The following is a 24167-nucleotide window of genomic DNA, read 5'->3' on the forward strand; positions in this document are numbered from 1 at the left end:
GCTTAGGCATAAACTCGACTCAGGAGCCTTACTTGCCTTTAATCTCATACAGCGGCGTCTGGCCGGCAACGACCTTACCGCTCGCCAGTATCACCAACGCGCTGTAGTCATCGCTGTTGCTGCAGACGACCGGGCTTATCATTGAGCGCGCGTTGGCGTTGAGGAAGTCCAGATCCATTTCCAGAATCGGCTCACCCGCCTTCACTTCCGCGCCCTCTTCCACCAGACGTTTGAAGCCCTTGCCTTCCAGCGCCACGGTATCGATGCCCATATGAACAACGATTTCCGCACCGTTGTTGGTTTCGAGGCAGAACGCGTGGTTGGTGTTGAAAATTTTCACCACGGTACCCGCAGCCGGCGCGACCACGATATTGCTGGTCGGTTTCACCGCGACGCCGTCGCCGACGGCTTTGCTGGCGAAGGCTTCATCCGGCACCTGCTCGAGGGCCACCACGTCACCGGTAATTGGCGACACCAGCGACTCAACGGTCTTCGCGTTCGCGACTGCCTGCGGTTTAGCCGCGGGCGCTGCGGTGGCGACGTCGCCAGCCGGGGCGGCTGCAGCGACCGGACCGCGAGTGACCACTTTTTTCATCTCATCGCCGATAGACTCTGCTTTCGCACCGACGATAACCTGGATGGTTTGTTTATTCAGTTTCACCACCCCGGACGCGCCGAGACGTTTACAGGCGGCATCGTTGACTTTCGCCGAGTCGCCGACGGTCAGACGCAGACGGGTGATACAGGCGTCGATCGCTTTCAGGTTGTCCGTTCCGCCCACCGCGGCGATATAGCTGGTCGCCAGCTGGGTCAGACCTTCTTCGGTGTTGCTGTTCGCTTCTTCCGTTACCACGTCAGCGGCTTTGTCTTCACGACCCGGCGTTTTCAGGTTGAACATGCGGATCACCGCGCTGAACAGCAGGAAGTAGACGAAGAAGAACACCACGCCCATCACCAGCAGCATCCAGACGTTTTTGCTGGCCGCCGGCAGGCTGTACATCAGCACATAGTCAATTGCACCCGCGGAGAAGGAGAAGCCCGCATGGATCCCCAGCGCCGTTGCGATGAACAGGCTGATCCCGGTCAGGACTGCGTGCAGGAGGTACAGCAGCGGAGCCAGGAACATGAACAGGAATTCCAGCGGCTCGGTTACCCCGGTCAGGAACGCGGTGATAGCAACAGACAGCAGCATACCGCCGACCATCGGACGACGCGCTTTCGGTGCTGCCAGATACATCGCCAGCGCCGCACCCGGCAGACCAAACATCATGATCGGGAAGAAGCCGGACATGAACATCCCCGCGGTGCCGTCACCGGCGTAGAAGCGGTTGATGTCGCCGTGGAACACAGCGCCTGCGGCGTTAGTGAACTCACCAATCTGGAACCAGGCGATGGTGTTCAGCACCTGATGCAGACCGGTTGGGATCAGCAGACGGTTGATAAAACCGAAGATACCGGAACCCAGCGCCCCTGCGGAGACGATCCATTCGCCGCCAGAGTGGATAGCGTGCTGCACCGGCGGCCAGACGTAGCCGAAGATCGCCGCGAGGATCAGACAGAAGAAGCCGGTGGCGATTGGCACGAAGCGTTTGCCGCCGAAGAAGCTCAGGAAGTCCGGCAGCTTGATGCCGGCCCAGCGGTTGTATACCGCACCTGCCACCAGACCGGTAATAATACCGGCCAGTACGCCCATGTTAATTTCCGGGTTAATGGTGACCATCGCTTTGGTCATCACGAAATACCCCACCGCACCGGCCAGCGCCGCCGAACCGGCGTTATCCTTGGACCAGCTTGATGCCACACCAATTGCGAAGATCAGCGCCAGATTATCAAAGATCGCCCCACCCGCTTGCGCGATGAAGGGTACATTCAACAGGTCTGGTTGCCCGAAGCGCAGCAGCAATGCCGCGACCGGCAGCACTGCGATAGGGAGCTGTAACGCCCTACCCAGTCGCTGAAAGAAACCTAAAATATTCATCTTATTCCCCCTATGAGACCCCGATGAGGCTCATTTTCAAAGCCACTTTTTTATTGTGTAACAAGGTCGGTTTTATCACTTACCGGCAAAGTGTGTGAAAAATTAATTCGTATCGCAAATTAAAAGGGTATTTTTTGTGACTATTATCACCAAATATCGTATTCCCCCCTGCCTTATACTGGCTAACATCGAAAACTTATTTTATCATTCAAAAAATCAACACGGATTGACCCCGGTCGGCGCAGTTGCTGCAATACTCTCCTCAGAGTGCTGGCGCCAATCCGCCAGATTCTACTTTAACTATAGAGGTGAAGAATGAGACTGATCCCCCTGGTAACCGCTGAGCAGGTCGGCAAATGGGCTGCCCGCCACATCGTTAACCGTATTAATGCATTCAAGCCGACCGCGGACCGCCCGTTCGTTCTGGGTCTGCCGACCGGTGGCACCCCGCTGACCGCCTACAAAGCGCTGGTTGAGATGCATAAAGCAGGCCAGGTTAGCTTCAAGCATGTCGTCACCTTTAACATGGATGAATATGTTGGCCTGCCGAAAGAGCATCCGGAAAGCTATCATAGCTTCATGCACCGTAATTTCTTTGACCACGTTGATATTCCGGCAGAAAATATCAACCTGCTGAATGGTAACGCGCCAGACATCGATGCGGAATGCCGTCGCTATGAAGAAAAAATTCGTTCCTACGGTAAAATCCACCTGTTCATGGGCGGTGTAGGCAACGATGGTCACATCGCGTTTAACGAACCGGCCTCTTCGCTGGCGTCCCGCACCCGTATCAAAACCCTGACCCATGATACCCGCGTGGCAAACTCTCGCTTCTTCGATGGCGATGTGGATCTGGTGCCGAAATATGCGCTGACCGTCGGTGTGGGTACCCTGCTGGATGCAGAAGAAGTGATGATTCTGGTGCTGGGTCATCAGAAAGCGCTGGCGCTGCAGGCGGCGGTAGAGGGTAACGTCAACCATATGTGGACCATTACCTGTCTGCAGCTGCATCCGAAAGCGGTGATCGTCTGCGACGAGCCGTCCACTATGGAGCTGAAAGTGAAGACCCTGAAATATTTCAACGAATTAGAAGCTGAAAATATTAAAGGTCTGTAATGTAGTCGCGTCCCGCGGCGTTGCGCGGGACCATCTTTTTTCTTTGTATGCAACATCAGGCCGGCGGCAAAAGAGCGATTGCTGGCGTGATGAGGCGTATATACCGGGGGTCGTAATGTATGCATTAACCCAGGGCCGGGTTTATACCGGTCATGAAATTCTCGATGACCATGCGGTTGTTATCGCTAATGGCCTTATCGAACGTCTCTGTCCGCTGGCGGATTTGCCGTCAGACATCGAGCAGCGCTCAGTGAACGGCGCAATAATCGCCCCCGGTTTTATCGACGTCCAGCTGAACGGCTGCGGTGGCGTGCAGTTTAACGACAGCCCAGAGGCGGTTACCGTTGAAACACTGGAGATTATGCAGAAGGCGAATGAACGTTCGGGCTGCACCAGTTTCCTGCCGACGCTGATTACCTCCAGCGACGACCTGATGAAACAAGGGGTTCGCGTGATGCGGGAATACCTGCAAAAACACCCGAACCAGGCGCTGGGTCTGCATCTGGAAGGTCCGTGGCTGAATATCGTCAAGAAAGGCACCCACAACCCGGACTACGTGCGTAAACCGGACGCCGCGCTGGTTGATTTCCTGTGCGACAACGCCGATGTGATCACCAAAGTCACCCTCGCCCCGGAACGCGTTGAGCCAGAGGTGATCCGCAAACTGGTTGCCGCCGGGATCGTTGTCTCCGCCGGCCACTCCAACGCCACGCTGAAAGAGGCGAAAGTCGGCTTCCGCGCAGGCATTACCTTTGCCACCCACCTGTATAACGCGATGCCGTACATTACCGGCCGCGAACCGGGTCTGGCCGGGGCGATTTTTGACGAGCCGGATGTCTACTGCGGTATCATTGTCGACGGGATGCATGTCGATTACGCCAACGTGCGCAACGCCAAGCGTCTGAAAGGCGACAAACTGTGCCTGGTCACCGACGCCACCGCACCGGCGGGGGCGAATATTGACCAGTTCATTTTTGCCGGGAAAACAATATACTACCGCAATGGGTTGTGCGTGGATGAAAACGGCACACTCAGCGGCTCTTCACTGACCATGATTGAAGGGGTACGTAATCTCGTTGAGCATTGCGGCGTCGCACTGGACGAAGTACTACGCATGGCCACGCTCTATCCGGCGCGCGCCATTGGTGTGGACAAGCAGCTTGGCAGCATTGCGCCTGGCATGGTCGCTAACCTGACCGCCTTTACCCGCGATTATAAAATCACCAAGACCATCGTTAATGGTAACGAGGTCGTCACTGAGTAAGTAAAAGTATGACAGCAGGCGGACAAGCTCAAATTGGTAACGTTGACCTCGTAAAACAACTGAACAGCGCGGCCGTGTACCGCCTGATTGACCAGCATGGGCCTATCTCGCGCATTCAGATCGCGGAACAAAGCCAGCTTGCCCCTGCCAGCGTGACCAAAATCACGCGTCAGCTTATTGAGCGCGGCCTGATCAAAGAAGTCGATCAGCAGGCCTCCACCGGCGGCCGCCGCGCCATCTCCATCATCGCAGAAACCCGCAACTTCAACGCCATTGGCGTGCGCCTTGGTCGCTATGACGCCACTCTGACCCTCTATGATTTAAGCAGCAAGACGCTGGAAGAGGAGCACTTCCCGCTGCCCGAGCGCACCCAGGAAACGCTGGAACACGCCCTGCTGAATATCATCGCCACCTTTATTGAAAACTGTCAGCGCAAAATCCGCGAGCTTATCGCCATTTCGGTCATTCTGCCGGGGCTGGTCGATCCGGAGAGCGGCGTGATCCGCTATATGCCGCATATTGCAGTGGAAAACTGGGGGCTGGTCGGGGCGCTGGAAAAACGCTTCAACGTCACCTGTTTTGTTGGACACGATATCCGCAGCCTGGCGCTGGCCGAGCACTATTTTGGCGCAAGCCAGGATTGCGAAGATTCCATTCTGGTGCGCGTACACCGCGGTACCGGGGCGGGGATCATCTCCAACGGGCGCATTTTTATTGGCCGTAACGGCAATGTCGGCGAGATTGGCCATATTCAGGTCGACCCGCTGGGCGAGCGCTGCCACTGCGGCAACTTCGGCTGTCTGGAGACCGTCGCGGCCAATGCCGCCATCGAACAGCGGGTTCGCCACCTGCTGGAGCAGGGCTACCAGAGCCGCCTGACGCAGGATGACTGCACGATCAAAACCATCTGCAAAGCGGCTAATAAGGGCGATGCCCTGGCCTGTGAGGTGATCGAGTACGTGGGCCGTCACCTCGGCAAAACGATCGCCATCGCGATTAACCTGTTCAATCCGCAAAAAATTGTTGTCGCCGGCGAAATAGTGGAAGCTGAAAAGGTCCTTCTTCCGGCCATTGAAGGCTGCATTAACGCCCAGGCGCTGAAGGCGTTTCGTAAGAACCTGCCGGTGGTACGCTCTACCCTCGATCACCGTTCTGCGATTGGCGCCTTCGCGCTGGTCAAACGCGCCATGCTCAACGGCACATTACTGCAGCGTTTGCTTGAGAGCTAATCGCCCCTTTTCTGATAGCGCGTCACCCTGACACTGGCGGGCCTCGCCCGTCAGAGGTGGGAAACCTCATCGATGACGCGTATAGTTTCGTCTTTGTTAATGATTCTGGACCCACCATGACCATTCAAAACATAATTTGTGATATTGACGGCGTGCTGATGCACGATAACGTCGCCGTTCCCGGCGCTGCCGAGTTTATCAAACGCATCCTCGATAAAGGCATGCCGCTGGTAATGCTGACCAACTACCCGTCGCAAACCGGCCAGGATCTGGCGAACCGTTTCGCCACCGCCGGCATCGATGTGCCGGATAGCGCCTTTTACACCTCAGCGATGGCCACCGCCGATTTTCTGCGTCGCCAGGAAGGCAAAAAAGCCTACGTGGTGGGAGAAGGCGCGCTGATCCACGAGCTGTACAAAGCTGGCTTTACCATTACCGATGTGAACCCGGATTTTGTCATCGTCGGGGAAACGCGTTCCTTTAACTGGGAAATGATGCATAAGGCCGCCTTCTTCGTCGCCAACGGCGCCCGCTTCATTGCCACCAACCCGGATACGCACGGTCGCGGCTTCTACCCGGCCTGCGGCGCGTTGTGTGCCGGGATCGAGAAGATCTCCGGCCGTAAGCCGTTTTACGTCGGCAAACCGAGCCCGTGGATCATCCGTTCAGCGCTGAATAAAATGCAGGCTCACTCCGAGCAGACGGTGATCGTCGGCGATAACCTGCGCACCGACATACTGGCCGGCTTCCAGGCGGGGCTGGAGACCATTCTGGTGCTCTCCGGCGTCTCCACCCTCGACGACATCGACAGCATGCCGTTCCGCCCATCGTGGATTTACCCTTCCGTCGCGGAAATCGATCTTTTCTAATACCCGCCACGTCTCAGGACGTGGTTTTTTATTTATAGCGCCCATCAGAATTACTCCATCTAATAAAAACGGCCTATAAATACGAATTCCTCAATAAAGGCGTTCAAAAGATACTCTTTTTTCACTATTCAACAATCGCAGTTGCGTTTTTTCTTTTTCCGGCCGCAAAACCCTTGCGCCTGCTCCCCCTTTACGGCATTTTCTTAAGCACGCACTCAGGCTTCGCCACGAGACGAAGCCAGCACAACATCAAACACGACAGGGTAATGGAGAAGGCTATGTGTTCTATTTTTGGCGTACTGGATATTAAAACTGACGCAGGCGAGCTGCGTAAAAAGGCGCTGGAGCTTTCCCGCCTCATGCGCCACCGCGGTCCGGACTGGTCTGGCGTGTATGCCAGCGACAAAGCGATTCTGGCGCACGAACGCCTGTCGATTGTCGACGTCAACGCCGGCGCCCAGCCGCTGTACAACGCCAAAAAAACCCATGCGCTGGCCGTTAACGGCGAGATCTACAATCATCAGGCGCTGCGCGCGGAATATGGCGATCGCTACCAGTTCCAGACCGGTTCCGACTGCGAAGTAATCCTCGCGCTGTATCAGGAAAAAGGTCCGGCGTTTCTCGACGACCTGCAGGGGATGTTCGCCTTCGCCCTGTACGACAGCGAAAAAGACGCGTACTTAATTGGCCGCGACCATATCGGTATTATTCCGCTGTACATGGGTCATGACGAACACGGCAACTTCTATGTCGCCTCCGAAATGAAAGCGCTGGTGCCGGTGTGCCGCACCATTAAAGAGTTCCCGGCGGGTAGCTACCTGTGGAGCAAAGACGGCGAAATTCGTCAGTACTATCAGCGCGACTGGTTCGATTACGACGCGGTGAAAGACAACGTTACTGATAAAAACGAGCTGCGCCAGGCGCTGGAAGAGTCGGTAAAAAGCCACCTGATGTCCGACGTGCCTTACGGCGTGCTGCTCTCCGGTGGTCTGGATTCATCGGTCATCTCGGCTATCACCAAGAAATTCGCCGCCCGTCGCGTCGAAGATCAGGAGCGTAGCGAAGCCTGGTGGCCGCAGCTGCACTCCTTCGCGGTTGGTCTGGAAGGTTCTCCTGACCTGAAAGCGGCGCAGGAAGTGGCCAACCACCTCGGTACCGTGCATCATGAAATTCACTTTACGGTGCAGGAAGGGCTGGATGCGATCCGCGACGTTATCTATCACATCGAGACCTACGATGTGACCACCATTCGCGCCTCGACGCCGATGTACCTGATGTCGCGTAAAATTAAAGCCATGGGCATCAAAATGGTGCTTTCCGGCGAAGGTTCGGACGAAGTGTTCGGCGGCTACCTCTACTTCCATAAGGCGCCGAACGCCAAAGAACTGCACGAAGAGACGGTGCGTAAGCTGCAGGCGCTGCATATGTTTGACTGCGCCCGCGCCAACAAAGCGATGTCCGCCTGGGGCGTGGAAGCCCGCGTACCGTTCCTCGATAAGAAATTCCTCGACGTGGCGATGCGCATTAACCCGCAGGATAAGATGTGCGGCAACGGCAAAATGGAAAAACACATCCTGCGCGAATGCTTTGAATCTTACCTGCCGGCCAGCGTCGCCTGGCGGCAGAAAGAGCAGTTCTCTGACGGCGTCGGCTACAGCTGGATCGATACGCTGAAAGAAGTGGCCGCGAAGCAGATCAGCGATCAGCAGCTGGAAACGGCGAGCTTCCGCTTCCCGTACAACACGCCGACCTCCAAAGAAGGCTATCTGTACCGCGAGATCTTCGAAGAACTGTTCCCACTGCCAAGCGCGGCGGAGTGTGTGCCTGGCGGTCCGTCGGTGGCCTGCTCTTCTGCGAAAGCCATTGAGTGGGATGAAGCGTTCAAGACCATGAACGATCCGTCGGGCCGTGCGGTAGGCGTCCACCAGTCGGCCTACAAATAAGCCCTGACGGGCGGTGACACGCGAAACGGACCCTCCGGGGTCCGTTTTCTTTTTGCAGGATTTATGCCGCTGAAAAACGATAAATAACCAATAATTGCCGAATATTGCAGCGAGCTGTTCGCAACCTAACCAAACAGTCACATTACAACGATTTTCCTTGAAAAAGAGGTTGACGCTCGCAGGCCCAATACGCATAATGCGCCCCGCAACGCCGATAAGGTTACGCGAAAAAAGATGGCTACGTAGCTCAGCTGGTTAGAGCACATCACTCATAATGATGGGGTCACAGGTTCGAATCCCGTCGTAGCCACCATCTTTTTTGCGGGAGTGGCGAAATTGGTAGACGCACCAGATTTAGGTTCTGGCGCCGCAAGGTGTGCGAGTTCAAGTCTCGCCTCCCGCACCATTCACCAGTCAGCGTTGTACGGATGGGGTATCGCCAAGCGGTAAGGCACCGGTTTTTGATACCGGCATTCCCTGGTTCGAATCCAGGTACCCCAGCCATATTTCTTCGATATTTGCGGTTAACCGCGACGGTATTGGGGTATCGCCAAGCGGTAAGGCACCGGTTTTTGATACCGGCATTCCCTGGTTCGAATCCAGGTACCCCAGCCATCGAAGAAGCAGTAAGACAATTTGGCTACGTAGCTCAGCTGGTTAGAGCACATCACTCATAATGATGGGGTCACAGGTTCGAATCCCGTCGTAGCCACCATATTCAGGACGTATCGATACACATCGATAAATCCGTAAAAAATTTGTTGGGGTATCGCCAAGCGGTAAGGCACCGGATTCTGATTCCGGCATTCCGAGGTTCGAATCCTCGTACCCCAGCCAAATTAAAAAGTCGTTCAGCAATGAACGCACTGTTGCCCTCAACCGGGGTAGTTACGGTAAAGCGCAACAGACAATTGGGGTATCGCCAAGCGGTAAGGCACCGGATTCTGATTCCGGCATTCCGAGGTTCGAATCCTCGTACCCCAGCCACTTAAATGCAAAAAAGCTCACTTCGGTGGGCTTTTTTGCTATTGGCGTTCAGGCATGCTTACACAGCACTGACTGTCGGGCAGGGGCTTTCTGCTACGCCCCTGCCCGGGAAACCACTTTTACAAACCTAACGCATACTTCAGCGCCTGACGCTTCAATACTCCGGCACGTTCGGCCGCCATCAGGCCGATATTGCGCAGCATCCGCACCGGCGCCAGGTCATTGCTGAAACCGGCATAAAACAGATCCATTCCCGACTGCATAATAAAATTATCCGCCCGCCGCCGCGCCTGGTAGCGCTTCAGCACCGGCAGGCTGGCCCAGTCTTCGCCGCGGCCGCGGGATTCAGCGAGGATCGCCAGCAGGGCATCCACATCGCGATAGCCAAGGTTAACCCCCTGCCCCGCCAGCGGATGAATGGTGTGCGCCGCATCGCCTACCAGCGCCAGTCCCGGCTGGACATACTGCAGCGCATGCCGCCGGGTGAGCGGAAAGGCGCCGGCCGCCTGCGGCGTTACTCGTCCCAACCGCGCCGGAAAGTGACTGGCGATCTCCTGCTGGAGCTGCGTCATGGTCATGCTCTGCAGCTGACGGATCCGCGCTGGCGTGTCGTACCAGACCAGCGAGGCCCAGCGGTCAAACAACGGCAGGAAGGCGCGCGGCCCGCTGGGGGTAAACTGCTGCCAGGTGCTATCGCCGGGATCGTCGGCGCATTCGACGCTGATCAGCATACAGGACTGCTGATATTGCCAGGCGTGTACGCCGATGCCGGCCATCTCCCGCACCTGGGAATTGGCGCCGTCGGCGCCGATAACCAGCCGGGCGTGGATCGCCTCGCCCTCGCGTAAATGCAGCGCAGTATGCGCCTCGCCGCGCTGCATCGCCTCCAGTTCGTCGCCGACGCGGAGGGTGACCCCTTCATGCGCCGCCAGCGCTTGCCACAAGCCCCATTGCAGAACCTTGTTCTCGACCATGTAGCCCAGTTCCGGCAGTTTGAGCTCTGCGGCGTCAAAGGCGACGTGCGCACTCTCCCACTCCCAGGTCTCCAGACGACGGTAAGCATGGACGCGCATCGCCCGCACCGCATCCCAGACGCCGAGGCTCTTCAGCAGGCCGACAGAGGCCGCGCTGATCGCCGAGATCCGCACATCCGGGGTGGATGCCGGTTCGAAAGCCGGAGGCGCCGTTTTCTCAAGCACCGTCACGGTAAATCCCTGTTGCGCCAGCCCTAACGCCAGGGCGCCGCCGACCATGCCGCCGCCCACGATGGCGACATCTGTTGCGTGAATTGTCATGGCTATTATCCTTAAAACAGAATCCGTTAAGTTTACCGGATTTTTCGCCCTCTTGCGGTGATAACGCTCGCACTGGTCAGGGGGCGACCAAAGCATTACAATACGCGCCCTGGAAAGCGAAATTCACCCTGTATATATCCCCGCGTTTTGGATATCTATTACTGAGCATGAGCAAGTCAATGACAAAAAAACTCCATATTAAAACCTGGGGCTGTCAGATGAACGAGTATGATTCATCAAAGATGGCCGATCTGCTGGATGCGACACATGGGTATCAACTGACCGAAGTGGCGGAAGAAGCAGATGTGCTGTTGCTCAATACCTGCTCAATTCGTGAGAAGGCCCAGGAAAAAGTTTTCCATCAGCTTGGCCGCTGGAAGCTGCTGAAAGAGAAAAATCCGGACCTGATTATTGGCGTTGGCGGCTGCGTGGCTTCCCAGGAAGGGGACCATATTCGTCAGCGCGCGCACTATGTCGATATTATTTTCGGGCCGCAAACCCTGCACCGCCTGCCGGAGATGATTAACGCCGTGCGCGGCAACCGCAGCCCGGTGGTTGATATCAGCTTCCCGGAAATTGAAAAATTCGATCGCCTGCCAGAACCGCGCGCCGAAGGCCCTACCGCCTTTGTTTCGATTATGGAAGGCTGCAACAAATACTGCACCTACTGCGTGGTGCCGTACACCCGCGGGGAAGAGGTCAGCCGTCCGTGCGACGATATCCTGTTTGAAATCGCCCAGCTGGCGGCGCAGGGAGTGCGTGAGGTCAATCTGCTGGGCCAGAACGTGAACGCCTGGCGCGGTGAGAATTACGATGGCACCACCGGCAGCTTTGCCGATCTGCTGCGTCTGGTCGCCGCCATCGACGGTATCGACCGTATTCGCTTCACCACCAGCCACCCGATCGAATTTACCGACGATATCATCGAGGTCTATCGCGATACGCCGGAACTGGTGAGCTTCCTGCACCTGCCGGTGCAGAGTGGTTCTGACCGGGTGCTGAATCTGATGGGACGCACCCATACCGCGCTGGAGTACAAAGCGATTATTCGCAAGCTGCGTGAGGCGCGCCCGGATATTCAGATAAGCTCTGACTTTATTGTCGGCTTCCCCGGCGAAACCACAGACGATTTCGAAAAGACCATGAAGCTTATCGCCGACGTCAATTTCGATATGAGCTACAGCTTTATCTTCTCCGCTCGCCCGGGTACTCCGGCAGCGGATATGGTCGATGACGTGCCCGAGGCCGATAAAAAACAGCGTCTGTATATTCTGCAGGAGCGTATCAACCAGCAGGCGATGGCCTGGAGCCGGCGCATGCTCGGCACGGTACAGCGCATTCTGGTGGAAGGTACCTCGCGGAAGAACATCATGGAGCTCTCCGGGCGTACGGAGAACAACCGGGTGGTCAACTTCGAAGGCACACCGGATCTCGTCGGTAAGTTTGTCGATGTCGAAATTGTCGATGTGTATACCAACTCGCTGCGCGGCAAAATCGTGCGTACCGAAGCGGAGATGGGTCTGCGTATCGCTGAATCACCCGAATCAGTGATTGCCCGCACCCGTAAAGAGAACGATCTTGGCGTGGGTATCTATCAGCCGTGATCCCTTCAGGCCTGTCGGTTCCGGCAGGCCTTGTAATTCCTCTCTCCGTCCCTATATCTACAGCAATGCTTGCGCCATTTTCCTGTGACGTAAATAATTTCCTGATTAGCCGGCCACGCGTCGCGTCCGGCCACCTGCGTAAAGAGGAACAGTTTGAACATAGACACTCGTGAAATTACCCTGGAGCCAGCGGATAACGCACGCCTGTTAGCCCTGTGCGGCCCGTTTGACGACAACATCAAACAGCTGGAGCGTCGGTTAGGCATTGAGATCAACCGCCGTGACAATCACTTTAAACTGACCGGCCGCGCCCTGTGCGTGCACGCTGCCGCCGATATTCTGCGCAGCCTGTATGTCGACACAGCGCCAATGCGCGGTCAGATTCAGGATATTGAACCAGAGCAGATCCACCTGGCGATCAAAGAAGCGCGCGTACTGGAGCAGAGCGCCGAAAGCGTGCCGGAGTACGGCAAAGCCGTCAATATCAAGACCAAGCGCGGGGTAATCAAACCGCGTACGCCGAACCAGGCACAGTACATCGCCAATATCCTCGATCACGACATCACTTTCGGCGTGGGTCCGGCGGGTACAGGTAAAACCTATCTGGCGGTGGCGGCAGCGGTCGATGCGCTGGAACGCCAGGAGATCCGCCGGATTCTGCTGACCCGTCCGGCCGTTGAGGCAGGCGAAAAGCTCGGCTTCCTGCCCGGCGATCTGAGCCAGAAGGTCGACCCGTATCTGCGCCCGCTGTATGACGCGCTGTTTGAGATGCTCGGCTTTGAGAAAGTGGAAAAGCTGATTGAGCGTAACGTCATCGAAGTGGCCCCGCTGGCCTATATGCGCGGACGGACGCTGAATGACGCCTTTATCATTCTTGATGAAAGCCAGAACACCACCATCGAACAGATGAAGATGTTCCTGACCCGCATCGGCTTTAACTCCAAGGCGGTGATCACCGGCGACATCACGCAGATAGACCTGCCGCGCAGCACCAAATCCGGTTTGCGTCACGCCATCGAAGTGCTGGCCGAAGTCGATGAGATCAGCTTTAACTTCTTCCATAGCGAAGACGTGGTGCGCCATCCGGTGGTCGCCCGCATCGTGAACGCTTACGAGGCGTGGGAAGCCGCAGACCAGAAACGTAAAGCAGAGCTGGCCGCCGAGCGCAAACGCGAAGCCCAGGAACAGGAGCAAAAATGAGTCAGGTGATCCTCGATTTACAGCTGGCCTGCGAAGAGACCAGCGGCCTGCCGGACGAAGCCCTTTTTCAACGCTGGGTCGACGCCGTCATTCCGCCGTTTCAGGAGGAGTCAGAGTTAACGATTCGTCTGGTCGACGTTGCAGAAAGCCATGAGCTGAACCTGACCTACCGCGGCAAGGATAAGCCGACCAACGTCCTCTCCTTCCCGTTTGAAGCGCCGCCGGGAATTGAAATGCCGCTGCTCGGCGATCTGATCATCTGCCGTCAGGTGGTAGAGCAGGAAGCCAGCGAGCAAGGTAAGCCACTTGAGGCGCACTGGGCGCATATGGTGGTACACGGTAGCCTGCATCTGCTGGGCTACGATCATATCGAAGACGACGAAGCGGAAGAGATGGAAGGCCTTGAAACAGAGATAATGCTTGCTCTGGGCTATGAGGACCCGTACATTTCCGAGAAGATTGCGGAATAGCACCCAGCCGGATGGCGGCGCTAGCGCCTCATCCGGCCGCTGTTCCTGCGTTTTACCTGCCTGATCGTCAGGCAACCCATGCCGTCCGGCGCTGAGTTTACGCGCGACGAGCGACAGTTAAATCAACATGAGAACCCAAACGACGCCATGAGCGACGACAATTCACACAGTAGTGACACAGTAAACAGCAAAAAGGGATTTTTCTCCCTGTTACTCAGCCAGCTTTTTCACGGGGAACCGAAAAACCGCGATGAACTGCTGGCGCTGATCCGTGATTCCGGGCAAAACGACCTTATCGATGAAGATACGCGTGACATGCTCGAAGGGGTAATGGATATCGCCGACCAGCGGGTCCGCGACATTATGATCCCCCGTTCACAAATGATTACCCTGAAACGCAACCAGACGCTGGATGAGTGCCTGGATGTCATCATTGAATCCGCCCACTCGCGTTTCCCGGTCATCAGTGAAGATAAAGATCACATCGAAGGGATTCTGATGGCCAAGGACCTGCTGCCGTTTATGCGCAGCGACGCCGAAGCTTTCAGCATGGAAAAAGTGTTACGGCCGGCGGTTGTCGTCCCGGAAAGCAAGCGGGTCGACCGCATGCTGAAAGAGTTTCGCTCACAGCGCTACCATATGGCGATCGTTATTGACGAATTCGGCGGCGTCTCCGGCCTGGTGACCATCGAGGACATCCTTGAGCTCATCGTCGGAGAAATCGAAGACGAGTACGACGAAGAAGAAGATATCGATTTTCGCCAGCTGAGCCGCCATACCTGGACGGTGCGCGCTCTGGCTTCCATCGAAGACTTCAACGACGCCTTTGATACGCACTTTAGCGATGAAGAAGTGGATACCATTGGCGGGCTGGTGATGCAGGCCTTTGGCCACCTGCCGGCCCGCGGCGAATCTATCGACATTGACGGTTACCAATTCAAGGTAGCAATGGCAGATAGCCGTCGTATCATTCAGGTGCATGTAAAGCTGCCGGATGACGCTCCTCAGCCGAAGCTGGAAGAGTAAGCGGCAGCACCGAAGGTCACGGCCAGCCGGGAGACAGACCGTGGGCGATACCTGGTTGTCCCCTCACCCGGCTGGCAAAGAGCATAGCCTGTGACAACAGGCGTTAATTAACGGGACGATTAACCTAAATGGTATTTGCCTCTCTTCTTGAACGCCAGCGGGTACGCCTGTTGCTGGCGCTGTTATTCGGAGCCAGCGGAACGCTGGCTTTTTCACCTTATGACATCTGGCCAGCGGCTATCGTTTCGCTGGTTGGCCTGCAGGCATTAACTCTCAACCGGCGCCCGCTGCAAAGCGCAAGCATCGGCTATTGCTGGGGACTCGGCCTGTTCGGCACGGGTATCAACTGGGTCTATGTCAGCATCGCGCAGTTTGGCGGCATGCCCGGCCCGGTTAACGTTTTCCTCGTCGTTCTGCTGGCGGCCTATCTGTCGCTCTATACTGGCCTGTTTGCCGGCCTGCTCGCCCGTCTGTGGCCCAAAACCAGCTGGATCCGCATGGCTATTGCCGCCCCTGTCGTCTGGCAGATCACCGAGTTCCTGCGCGGCTGGGTGCTGACCGGCTTTCCGTGGCTACAGTTCGGCTACAGCCAGATTGACGGCCCGCTGAAAGGCCTGGCGCCGGTGATGGGCGTCGAGGCGATTAACTTCCTGCTGATGATAATCAGCGGCCTGCTGGCTCTGGCCCTCGTCCAGCGTAACTGGAAGCCGCTGGTCATCGCCGCGCTGCTGTTCGCCCTGCCGTTCCCGCTGCGCTATATCCAGTGGTATCAACTGCTGCCGGCGCGTGCGACCCAGGTCTCGCTGGTGCAAGGCGATATCCCGCAGGCCATGAAGTGGGATGAGAAGCAGCTGGTCAACACCCTGAAAACGTACCTGGCGCTGACCCAGCCGCATATCGGCCACTCGCAGCTGATTATCTGGCCTGAGTCGGCGATCCCGGATCTGGAGATCAACCAGCAGCAGTTCCTCAGCATGATGGACGATCTGCTGCGCGCAAAAGACAGCTCGTTGATCACCGGCATTGTCGATGCACGTCTCAATAAGCAGAACCGCTACGATACCTACAACACCATCATTACGCTCGGTAAAGATAACCCGTATCGCTACGACTCGACCAATCGCTACAACAAGAACCATCTGGTGCCGTTCGGTGAGTTTGTGCCGCTGGAGTCAATTCTGCGCCCGCTGGCGCCGTTCTTTGACCTGCCGATGTCCTCCTTCAGCCGCGGCCCCTACGTGCAGCCGCAGCTGATGGCGCATAATCTGAAGCTCACCGCCGCCATTTGTTACGAGATAATCCTCGGGGAACAGGTACGCGATAACTTCCGGCCGGACACCGACTTCCTGCTGACCATATCCAACGATGCCTGGTTCGGTAAGTCCATCGGTCCGTGGCAACACTTCCAGATGGCGCGCATGCGCGCGCTGGAGCTGGCCCGCCCACTCCTGCGCAGCACCAACAACGGCATTACTGCGGTGATCGGCCCGCGCGGCGAGATCCAGCAGATGATCCCGCAGTTTACCCGCGCGGTGTTGACCACCACCGTTACGCCCACCAGCGGCCTAACGCCTTATGCCCGCACCGGCAACTGGCCGCTATGGGCGCTGACGGTGCTGTTTGGCTTCGGCGCCCTGCTGATGAGTCTGCGTCAGCGTCGCCGATAAGTTTCTCCGCCGGCGACGCCCGTCGCCGGCTTTTTTCACCCCGCCCTCTGCCATTCTGGCACAGACATTGCTTTATTTTTATCGGGTAGCGCCGTCGTCCGCCTCAGTGCAACCGGGTTGCACCATAAACGTTCGATGGTCGCGCTATTTTGGTGCAATGGAAGATCTTTGCCTCCCATTGGTGCGGAGCACTTCGCAAAAATAAACAATAAAACAGCAAAATCTTTACATTAAGCCAAACTAAATGCTAACAAACACATACAAATGCGGCACGTGGATGCGTGCCCCTAATAACAACACACACAATCACAATGGGTATCAATAGCGTCGCTGACGCTGCGGATAAGGAGTTGGATATGCAATTACGTAAACTGGCCACAGCAATGCTGGTGATGGGGATGACTGCCGGTCTGGCACAGGCAGAAGATGCCGCCCCGGCGACTGGCCAGAGCACTCTGGATAAGATCGCTAAAAACGGGGTTATCGTTGTCGGGCATCGTGAATCTTCCGTCCCGTTCTCTTACTACGATAATCAGCAGAAGGTTGTGGGCTACTCTCAGGACTACTCCAACGCCATCGTCGATGCCATCAAGAAAAAACTGAACAAGCCCGACCTGCAGGTGAAACTGATCCCGGTCACCTCCCAGAACCGTATCCCGCTGCTGCAGAACGGCACTTTTGATTTCGAGTGCGGCTCAACCACCAACAACCTTGAGCGCCAGAAACAGGCAGCCTTCTCCGACACCATCTTCGTGGTCGGCACCCGTCTGCTGGTGAAGAAAGGCGGCCCGATCAAAGATTTCCCGGACCTGAAGGACAAAGCGGTGGTTGTCACCTCCGGGACCACCTCAGAGATCCTGCTGCATAAGCTGAACGATGAGAAAAAAATGAATATGCGCATTATCAGCGCTAAAGATCATGGCGACTCTTTCCGTACCCTGGAAAGCGGGCGCGCGGTGGCCTTTATGATGGATGATGCCCTGCTGGCTGGCGAACGCGCGAAGGCAAAGAAACCGGATAACTGGGAAATCGTCGGCACCGCGCAGTCAAAAGAAGCCTATGGCTGCATGCTGCGTAAAGACGATCCGTCTTTCAAAGCGCTGGTCGATGAAACCGTTGCCCAGGCCCAGACCTCTGGCGAAGCGGCGAAGTGGTTTGATAAATGGTTCAAAAATCCAATTCCGCCGAAAAACCTTAACCTGAACTTCGAACTGTCTGACGACATGAAAGCGCTGTTCAAATCACCTAATGACAAAGCACTGAACTAATTATAACAACCAGGGGCGGGATATCCTGCCCTCCCGATGATTGTCACAGCACGGACAGACTATACGGTGGCTGGTCGTTCCCCAGCCGTCGCGAATACCGAAACAAGCTGGACAACCGTCTTCGAGGGTAGCAATGGCTACCCTTTTTTTTCCAGGAGTCATGTATGTCAATAGACTGGAACTGGGGGATATTCCTGCAACAGGCCCCCTTCGGCAACACTACCTACCTGGGCTGGCTGTGGAGTGGTTTTCAGATAACCGTCGCCCTCTCCATCTCGGCCTGGATCATCGCTTTCCTCGTCGGCTCGCTGTTCGGCATTTTACGCACGGTCCCTAATCGCTTCCTCTCGGGGATTGGCACCTGCTATGTCGAACTGTTTCGCAACGTGCCGCTGATCGTGCAGTTCTTTACCTGGTACCTGGTGGTGCCGGAGTTCCTGCCGGAAAATATCGGCATGTGGTTTAAATCGGAACTCGACCCAAACATTCAGTTTTTTGTCTCCTCCATGCTGTGCCTGGGGCTGTTTACCGCCGCTCGCGTCTGCGAACAGGTACGTGCCGCCATCCAGTCGCTGCCGCGCGGGCAAAAGAATGCCGGCCTGGCGATGGGTCTGACCCTGCCGCAAACCTACCGCTACGTGCTGCTGCCGAACGCCTACCGCGTTATCGTGCCGCCGATGACCTCGGAAATGATGAACCTGGTGAAAAACTCGGCCATCGCCTCCACCATCGGTCTGGCCGATATGGCCGCGCAGGCGGGCAAGCTGCTGGACTACTCCGCTCATGCCTGGGAGTCTTTTACCGCCATCACCCTGGCCTACGTCTTCATTAATGCGGTGATTATGCTGATTATGTATGTGGTCGAGCGTAAGGTTCGCCTGCCTGGCAATATGGGAGGCAAATAATGTACGATTTTGACTGGAGTTCGATCGTTCCATCCATGCCCTACCTGCTGGCGGGTCTGGTGATTACCCTGAAGATTACGGTGATCGCCATCGTGATCGGCATCGTCTGGGGTACTTTGCTGGCGGTAATGCGCCTGTCCAGCTTTCTGCCGCTGGCCTGGTTTGCTAAAACCTACGTCAACGTATTCCGTTCTATCCCGCTGGTGATGGTCCTGCTGTGGTTCTATCTGATTGTCCCTGGCTTCCTGCAGAACGTCCTGGGGCTATCGCCGAAGACGGATATCCGCCTGATCTCGGCAATGGTCGCATTTTCGATGTTCGAAGCCGCCTACTATTCAGAGATTATCCGCGCCGGCATCCAGAGCATCTCGCGCGGCCAGTCCAGCGCCGCGCTGGCGCTGGGAATGACCCACTGGCAGTCAATGCGGCTGGTGATCCTGCCGCAGGCCTTCCGCGCCATGGTGCCACTGCTGTTAACCCAGGGGATCGTCCTGTTCCAGGATACCTCGCTGGTGTATGTATTGAGTCTCGCCGACTTCTTCCGTACCGCCTCCACCATCGGTGAGCGTGACGGGACCCAGGTCGAAATGATCCTGTTCGCGGGCGGCGTCTATTTTGTGATTAGCCTCAGCGCTTCGCTGTTGGTCAGCTGGTTGAAGAAAAGGACTGTGTAATGATTACCCTGAAAAACGTTTCAAAATGGTATGGTCACTTTCAGGTGCTGACCGATTGCTCCACGGAAGTGAAAAAAGGCGAAGTGGTGGTGGTTTGCGGGCCGTCAGGTTCCGGTAAATCCACGCTGATTAAAACCGTAAACGGTCTTGAACCTGTACAGCAGGGGCAGATAATTGTTGATGGCACGGTGGTCAACGACAAAAAAACCAACCTGGCCAAACTGCGCTCGCACGTCGGGATGGTGTTTCAGCATTTTGAACTGTTCCCGCATCTGTCGATTATCGACAATCTGACGCTGGCGCAGGTCAAAGTGCTTAATCGCGATAAAGCCTCGTCGCGCAAGAAAGGTCTCAAGCTGCTGGAGCGCGTTGGTCTGGCGGCGCATGCGGAAAAATACCCGGCGCAGCTCTCCGGCGGTCAGCAACAGCGCGTGGCCATTGCCCGTGCCCTGTGTATGGATCCGATCGCCATGCTGTTCGATGAACCTACCTCGGCGCTCGACCCGGAGATGATCAACGAGGTGCTGGACGTCATGGTCGAACTGGCTAACGAGGGCATGACCATGATGGTGGTCACCCATGAAATGGGCTTCGCCCGCAAGGTGGCAAACCGGGTGATCTTTATGGATGAAGGGAAGATTGTCGAGGATGCCGATAAAGAAGCATTCTTTGCCAATCCACAATCCGAGCGTGCCAAAGATTTCCTCGCCAAAATACTTCATTAATGGTTTTTCTCTGCGCATACCGCCCGGTATGCGCAGTTTATCTTTATTACCACGTTATTCATCAATGTTATTTATTTCGCTGATTAGCGCTAATGTTATTTACGTAAAAAATAAATTAAGCCAATAAAAGCTGAACTCATTTATTAAATTGATCAATTCATAAAGAATTCAATAATGAATTCGTGGAACTCTCCTTCCTGTATCGCTAGCATATAACGCCTCGTAACAGGTTCACCGCATGATTATTTTATTGTTTAAATATAATATTCTTGCCTGACCTCGCCTGTGCGAAATAAAACCAATTAATACAATAGCTTCTGGCCAAATAATTAACGGTTAATCGGATCAATGAAACAAATGGATATTGCTTCATGTTAATACGCTCTCGCACGCTCCCTGGGCTGCTGTTGATGACCCTCGCCGCCACCTCTGCCGCCGGGGCCGCACAATTGACCACCAGCCCCCATCAGACGGAACAGGATAAAGCCCGCCAGGAGGCGCTGACGCCACAGCAGCAGGATTTTCAGTCATCACAACAGCGCGTGACGCCGCAGGGTATCCTTTTTCCCGAGGAAACGCAGTGTAAATTGATCAACCGGGTCGATATCGATTCCGATAACCAGACGCTTACCCGCCAATTACTGGCTAAAACGGCGCAGCAGGCGCAGGGGCGCTGTCTGGGTGGTGAAGGCATTCGTCTGCTGGCCTATACCTTGCAAAATGAGCTGATCGCGCAAGGCTACATCACCTCGCTGATTGATGTGCCCTCCCAGTCGCTGGAGCAAGGCATTCTCAGGCTGACGCTGCACTATGGCAAAGTGGGCGCTATCGACTATGCCGACGGATCAGACAGCACCCGCTTGTGGAATTCGCTCCCAACTTCTTCCGGCACTATTCTGCGTTTAAGCGATCTCGAACAGGGGATGGCCAATCTGCAACGCCTGCCCGGCACCACCGCGCACATGAAACTGCTGCCGGGGCAGCACGAGGGGGAAAGCGATATCCAGATTGCCCGCAGCCTGGAGAAAAAATGGCAGCTTGGCGCCTGGCTTGACGACGCCGGCAGCAAAGCCAGCGGCCGCTACCAGGCCGGCGGCGCCCTCTATCTCTACGACCTGACCTCCCTCAACGATATCCTGTACCTTTCCGGTGGGGGGGACATTGAATTCAACCAGCACAACGACGGCAACCACAACGGCAGCCTGTATTATTCTATTCCCTTCGGCTACTGGTCATTGAGCGCCTACGGGGCATACAGCCAGTATCGCCAGCAGTTTAACGGCAACTGGTCGACGATGGATTATAAGAGCAAGAATCGCTACTACAGCGCCACGCTGAGCCGTTTGCTCTCCCACACCCGGCAGCAAAAAACCACCGCCGATCTGCGGATTGCCAAGAGCACCTCGCATTATTACTTCGGCGGCAGTGAACTACAGGTAATGCGCAAACAAACGCCCGCCTGGGAGTTCACCCTCAACCACCAGCACTACTTTAATAAAAAGATTGTCGATGCCAGCATCGGCATCCAGCGCAGTCTGCCGTGGCTCAGCTCGATGCCAACGCCAGAAGAGCAAGCCGGGCTATACAGCCCACTGTCGCGTATCGTCCATGGCAATCTGCAGGCGATGATGAAATTTGACGCCACCGGCGACAAATTTACCTGGGCTCCGCGAGTGAGCGCCCAGTTCAGTCCGGATAAACTCGCTTCCGATAATAAATTCAATCTTGGCAGCCGCTGGAGCGTGCGCGGTTTTGACGGTGAAAACAGCCTGTCCGGCAATCAGGGATGGTACTGGCGCAACGATTTTATCTGGGATCTGCCCACCCACGAGCGGCAATTCTATCTGGGCGCGGATGTGGGTCGCCTTATCGGCGCCGATCTGTATCAAAAAGGCAAAGTCCTTTCCGGCGCCGTCAGCGGCCTGCGCGGCCAGCTATGGTCAACACAATATGATCTGTTTATTAGCACCCCGCTCAGTAAGCCGGATAAGTTTCATAGCGACGCCCTGAATATGGGCTTTTCATTACAGTGGAGGTATTAATTCAGTCATTATCGACCCTTTCAGCTACGTTGTTTATTAATCTTAATTTAAAGGAATAAATAAAATGTTTAAGTTTAAAGCTTCATATGTCGCGCTGGCGGCAGTATTAACCTCGTCGGTGGTCTATGCCGACCCGACCAGCTATACGCATTCGTCCGGCGCCACGGTTATCGATATTGAAAAGCCGAACGCCGCCGGCGTCTCCCATAACCTGTACCGCGACTTCAACGTTGGCACCAATGGCACCATCCTCAATAACAGCGGCGATGATGTCAGCCACAGCACCTTTGGCAATATCGCCCGCAACAATAATCTGACCGCCGGCAGCGCCTCGGTGATTTTGAACGAGGTCACCTCCAAAAACGCCAGTAGCCTAAAGGGCTTTATCGAAGTCAACGGCCAGAAAGCGGACGTGGTGATCGCCAACCCGAACGGCATCACCTGCTCCGGCTGTAGCTTTGTCAATACCAACAAGGCCATCCTGACCACCGGTAAAGTCAACATGACCAGCGACGGCGCTATCGGCAGCTATACCGTGACGGGCGGCACCCTCACCATCGGCGAAAATGGCATGAACGCCGCTAACGGCTACGCGGTTCTGCTCGCCGACGCGATTAAGATTAACGGTAAAGTACAGGCCAACAACGCCCTGGTCAGCGCAGGCAACTTCACCATGGATAACAGCACCGGCTCGGTGACCTCCGCCGGTAAGCAGGCCACCCTTATCCAGATGACGGTTAACCCGCAGTACAGCATCGACGTCAGCAGCCTTGGCGGGATCGAGGCCAACAGCATCAGCATGGTCGGCAACAACATCGGCTTTGGCGTACGTAACCAGGGCTCCATTGTCGCTAACAGCACGCTGCAGCTCACCAGCAACGGTAACCTGCTGAACAAAGGCACAATAACGAGCAAAGGTTTGCTGAGCCAGGTTTCCACCGCCACGGGGATTACCAATAACGGCAGCATCGCTGGCGCCTATTATTTAATGCTTTCCAGCGGCGACTATATCGTCAACGTCGGCTCCCTCACCGGCGGCCAGCTGATTGCCTCCGCCAATGGTAATATCACTAACGGCGACTCAGGCACGATGACCGGCACCAGTGGATTAAGCTTGACCAGCGGCGGGAAAATCCGCAATGAGGCCAAAGCCTCCCTGCTGTCAAATAACCAGATCGCCGCCACGGCGATGGGTGATTTCCTCAATGAAGGCAAAATCAGCGCCAAAAACACCAGCCTGACTTTCGTTGGCAGCAGCTTTAAGAATACCGGCAACATTAACTCTACCGGCCAAACCACCATTCAGTCGCTTAAGCAGGATGGCAGCGCAAACAGCGGGGAAATCTATAACCTCGGTAATATCACCGGCGAAAATATCAACCTGCAGACCACTGGCACATTGGCACAAAGCAGCAGTGGTCGCATGGATGCCACCAATGCGATTACGGCGCATAGCTACTGGCTCAACAATAATGGCGCAATGAAAGCTACCGACATCACCACCGATCATGGCGTCGTGAATAACACCGGCAAAATCTCTGCGGGTAATATCTCCATCACGACTTATTCCAATATTGTTAACGAAGGTACCCTGTACAGTACCGGAGACCTGCTGCTGAATACGCAAAACAAAGGCAACATCTCCAACTATTCCCTGATTCAGGCGGGTGGTACGTTGACGATGAATGCGAAAAAGGTCGTTAACAGTGGACGCGGCTGCGGCTGGTTAGGGTTTAACACTTGTGACGTCGGCACCCTCAGCGCTAACAAGCTGGTTCTCAACTCTTCACACAGCTATGCCAGCAACATGGGTGGCTATCAGTATTTCAAGAGCACCGAAATCAACACGGTGAAATAAGGCAGTCCACGATGCGCGAAGTCTCGCGCATCGTTTTTTCGCACTGC

Annotated in this window: 18 protein-coding genes and 7 tRNA genes; 23 read left to right on the forward strand and 2 right to left on the reverse strand. The window is 55.8% G+C overall.

Annotated features, from left to right (window positions below):
* Window positions 1–28: 28 nt before the first annotated feature.
* The gene (nagE, locus tag B8P98_RS20180; protein WP_025711842.1) at window positions 29–1978 is read right to left on the reverse strand and encodes a PTS N-acetyl glucosamine transporter subunit IIABC; all 1950 of its coding nucleotides are present in this window, start codon (window positions 1976–1978) and stop codon (window positions 29–31) included.
* 315 nt (window positions 1979–2293) lie between these two features.
* On the opposite strand from nagE, the gene nagB reads away from it, so the two are divergent.
* From nagB to B8P98_RS20245, 12 genes are all read left to right on the forward strand, one after another.
* Window positions 2294–3094, forward strand: a complete 801-nt coding sequence (gene nagB, locus B8P98_RS20190) for a glucosamine-6-phosphate deaminase (RefSeq protein WP_012542446.1) — start codon at window positions 2294–2296, stop codon at window positions 3092–3094.
* A 115-nt stretch (window positions 3095–3209) separates the two neighbouring features.
* The gene (gene nagA, locus B8P98_RS20195; protein ID WP_080897279.1) at window positions 3210–4358 is read left to right on the forward strand and encodes an N-acetylglucosamine-6-phosphate deacetylase; all 1149 of its coding nucleotides are present in this window, start codon (window positions 3210–3212) and stop codon (window positions 4356–4358) included.
* 8 nt (window positions 4359–4366) lie between these two features.
* On the forward strand, window positions 4367–5587 hold the full coding sequence (nagC, locus tag B8P98_RS20200; RefSeq protein ID WP_025711844.1) for a DNA-binding transcriptional regulator NagC: 1221 nt from the start codon (window positions 4367–4369) through the stop codon (window positions 5585–5587).
* Window positions 5588–5703: 116 nt separating this feature from the next.
* A complete protein-coding gene (locus B8P98_RS20205; RefSeq protein ID WP_025711845.1) occupies window positions 5704–6456 on the forward strand; it encodes an HAD-IIA family hydrolase in 753 nt (250 codons plus the stop codon).
* Between the two features lie 278 nt (window positions 6457–6734).
* Complete coding sequence (asnB, locus tag B8P98_RS20210; protein ID WP_025711847.1) at window positions 6735–8399, forward strand: asparagine synthase B; 1665 nt, start codon at window positions 6735–6737, stop codon at window positions 8397–8399.
* Between the two features lie 236 nt (window positions 8400–8635).
* Window positions 8636–8712 (forward strand) — tRNA-Met (locus tag B8P98_RS20215).
* 8 nt (window positions 8713–8720) lie between these two features.
* Window positions 8721–8805: transfer RNA gene (locus tag B8P98_RS20220), tRNA-Leu, on the forward strand.
* 23 nt (window positions 8806–8828) lie between these two features.
* Window positions 8829–8903: transfer RNA gene (locus B8P98_RS20225), tRNA-Gln, on the forward strand.
* Between the two features lie 36 nt (window positions 8904–8939).
* Window positions 8940–9014, forward strand: a tRNA-Gln gene (locus B8P98_RS20230).
* Between the two features lie 23 nt (window positions 9015–9037).
* Window positions 9038–9114, forward strand: a tRNA-Met gene (locus tag B8P98_RS20235).
* Window positions 9115–9161: 47 nt separating this feature from the next.
* A tRNA-Gln gene (locus B8P98_RS20240) sits at window positions 9162–9236 on the forward strand.
* Between the two features lie 75 nt (window positions 9237–9311).
* Window positions 9312–9386, forward strand: a tRNA-Gln gene (locus B8P98_RS20245).
* 119 nt (window positions 9387–9505) lie between these two features.
* Here B8P98_RS20245 and ubiF read toward each other — a convergent pair.
* Window positions 9506–10681 carry a 3-demethoxyubiquinol 3-hydroxylase gene (gene ubiF / locus B8P98_RS20250; protein ID WP_025711848.1) on the reverse strand — a complete coding sequence of 392 codons (1176 nt, stop codon included), beginning with the start codon at window positions 10679–10681 and terminating at the stop codon, window positions 9506–9508.
* Between the two features lie 179 nt (window positions 10682–10860).
* Between ubiF and miaB the strand changes: the two genes are divergently transcribed.
* The 11 genes from miaB (at window position 10861) to B8P98_RS20305 (ending at window position 24120) form a co-directional block, all read left to right on the forward strand.
* Window positions 10861–12285 (forward strand): tRNA (N6-isopentenyl adenosine(37)-C2)-methylthiotransferase MiaB, encoded by a 1425-nt coding sequence (miaB, locus tag B8P98_RS20255; RefSeq protein WP_025711850.1) that lies wholly within the window; start codon window positions 10861–10863, stop codon window positions 12283–12285.
* Window positions 12286–12438: 153 nt separating this feature from the next.
* On the forward strand, window positions 12439–13485 hold the full coding sequence (locus tag B8P98_RS20260) for a PhoH family protein (RefSeq protein WP_004176871.1): 1047 nt from the start codon (window positions 12439–12441) through the stop codon (window positions 13483–13485).
* On the forward strand, window positions 13482–13955 hold the full coding sequence (gene ybeY / locus B8P98_RS20265) for an rRNA maturation RNase YbeY (RefSeq protein ID WP_002894722.1): 474 nt from the start codon (window positions 13482–13484) through the stop codon (window positions 13953–13955). The genes B8P98_RS20260 and ybeY overlap by 4 nt, the downstream gene beginning before the upstream one ends.
* A 147-nt stretch (window positions 13956–14102) precedes the next feature.
* Entirely contained in the window at window positions 14103–14981 is an 879-nt protein-coding gene (corC, locus tag B8P98_RS20270) for a CNNM family magnesium/cobalt transport protein CorC (protein ID WP_004197606.1), read from the forward strand.
* Window positions 14982–15109: 128 nt separating this feature from the next.
* Entirely contained in the window at window positions 15110–16648 is a 1539-nt protein-coding gene (gene lnt / locus B8P98_RS20275; protein ID WP_025711855.1) for an apolipoprotein N-acyltransferase, read from the forward strand.
* Window positions 16649–17004: 356 nt separating this feature from the next.
* On the forward strand, window positions 17005–17916 hold the full coding sequence (locus tag B8P98_RS20280) for an amino acid ABC transporter substrate-binding protein (protein ID WP_025711857.1): 912 nt from the start codon (window positions 17005–17007) through the stop codon (window positions 17914–17916).
* A 164-nt stretch (window positions 17917–18080) separates the two neighbouring features.
* On the forward strand, window positions 18081–18821 hold the full coding sequence (locus tag B8P98_RS20285) for an amino acid ABC transporter permease (RefSeq protein ID WP_002894709.1): 741 nt from the start codon (window positions 18081–18083) through the stop codon (window positions 18819–18821).
* Window positions 18821–19495: a glutamate/aspartate ABC transporter permease GltK gene (gene gltK / locus B8P98_RS20290; protein WP_016160493.1), complete on the forward strand. Its 675-nt coding sequence runs from the start codon at window positions 18821–18823 to the stop codon at window positions 19493–19495. Before B8P98_RS20285 ends, gltK begins: the two co-directional genes overlap by 1 nt.
* Window positions 19495–20220 (forward strand): amino acid ABC transporter ATP-binding protein, encoded by a 726-nt coding sequence (locus tag B8P98_RS20295; protein ID WP_025711858.1) that lies wholly within the window; start codon window positions 19495–19497, stop codon window positions 20218–20220. Before gltK ends, B8P98_RS20295 begins: the two co-directional genes overlap by 1 nt.
* A gap of 371 nt (window positions 20221–20591) precedes the next feature.
* The gene (locus B8P98_RS20300) at window positions 20592–22262 is read left to right on the forward strand and encodes a ShlB/FhaC/HecB family hemolysin secretion/activation protein (RefSeq protein ID WP_080897280.1); all 1671 of its coding nucleotides are present in this window, start codon (window positions 20592–20594) and stop codon (window positions 22260–22262) included.
* 64 nt (window positions 22263–22326) lie between these two features.
* Complete coding sequence (locus B8P98_RS20305; RefSeq protein WP_025711860.1) at window positions 22327–24120, forward strand: filamentous hemagglutinin N-terminal domain-containing protein; 1794 nt, start codon at window positions 22327–22329, stop codon at window positions 24118–24120.
* Window positions 24121–24167 lie beyond the last annotated feature (47 nt).

This window comes from Klebsiella quasivariicola (assembly GCF_002269255.1).
GTDB classification, from domain to species: Bacteria; Pseudomonadota; Gammaproteobacteria; order Enterobacterales; family Enterobacteriaceae; genus Klebsiella; species Klebsiella quasivariicola.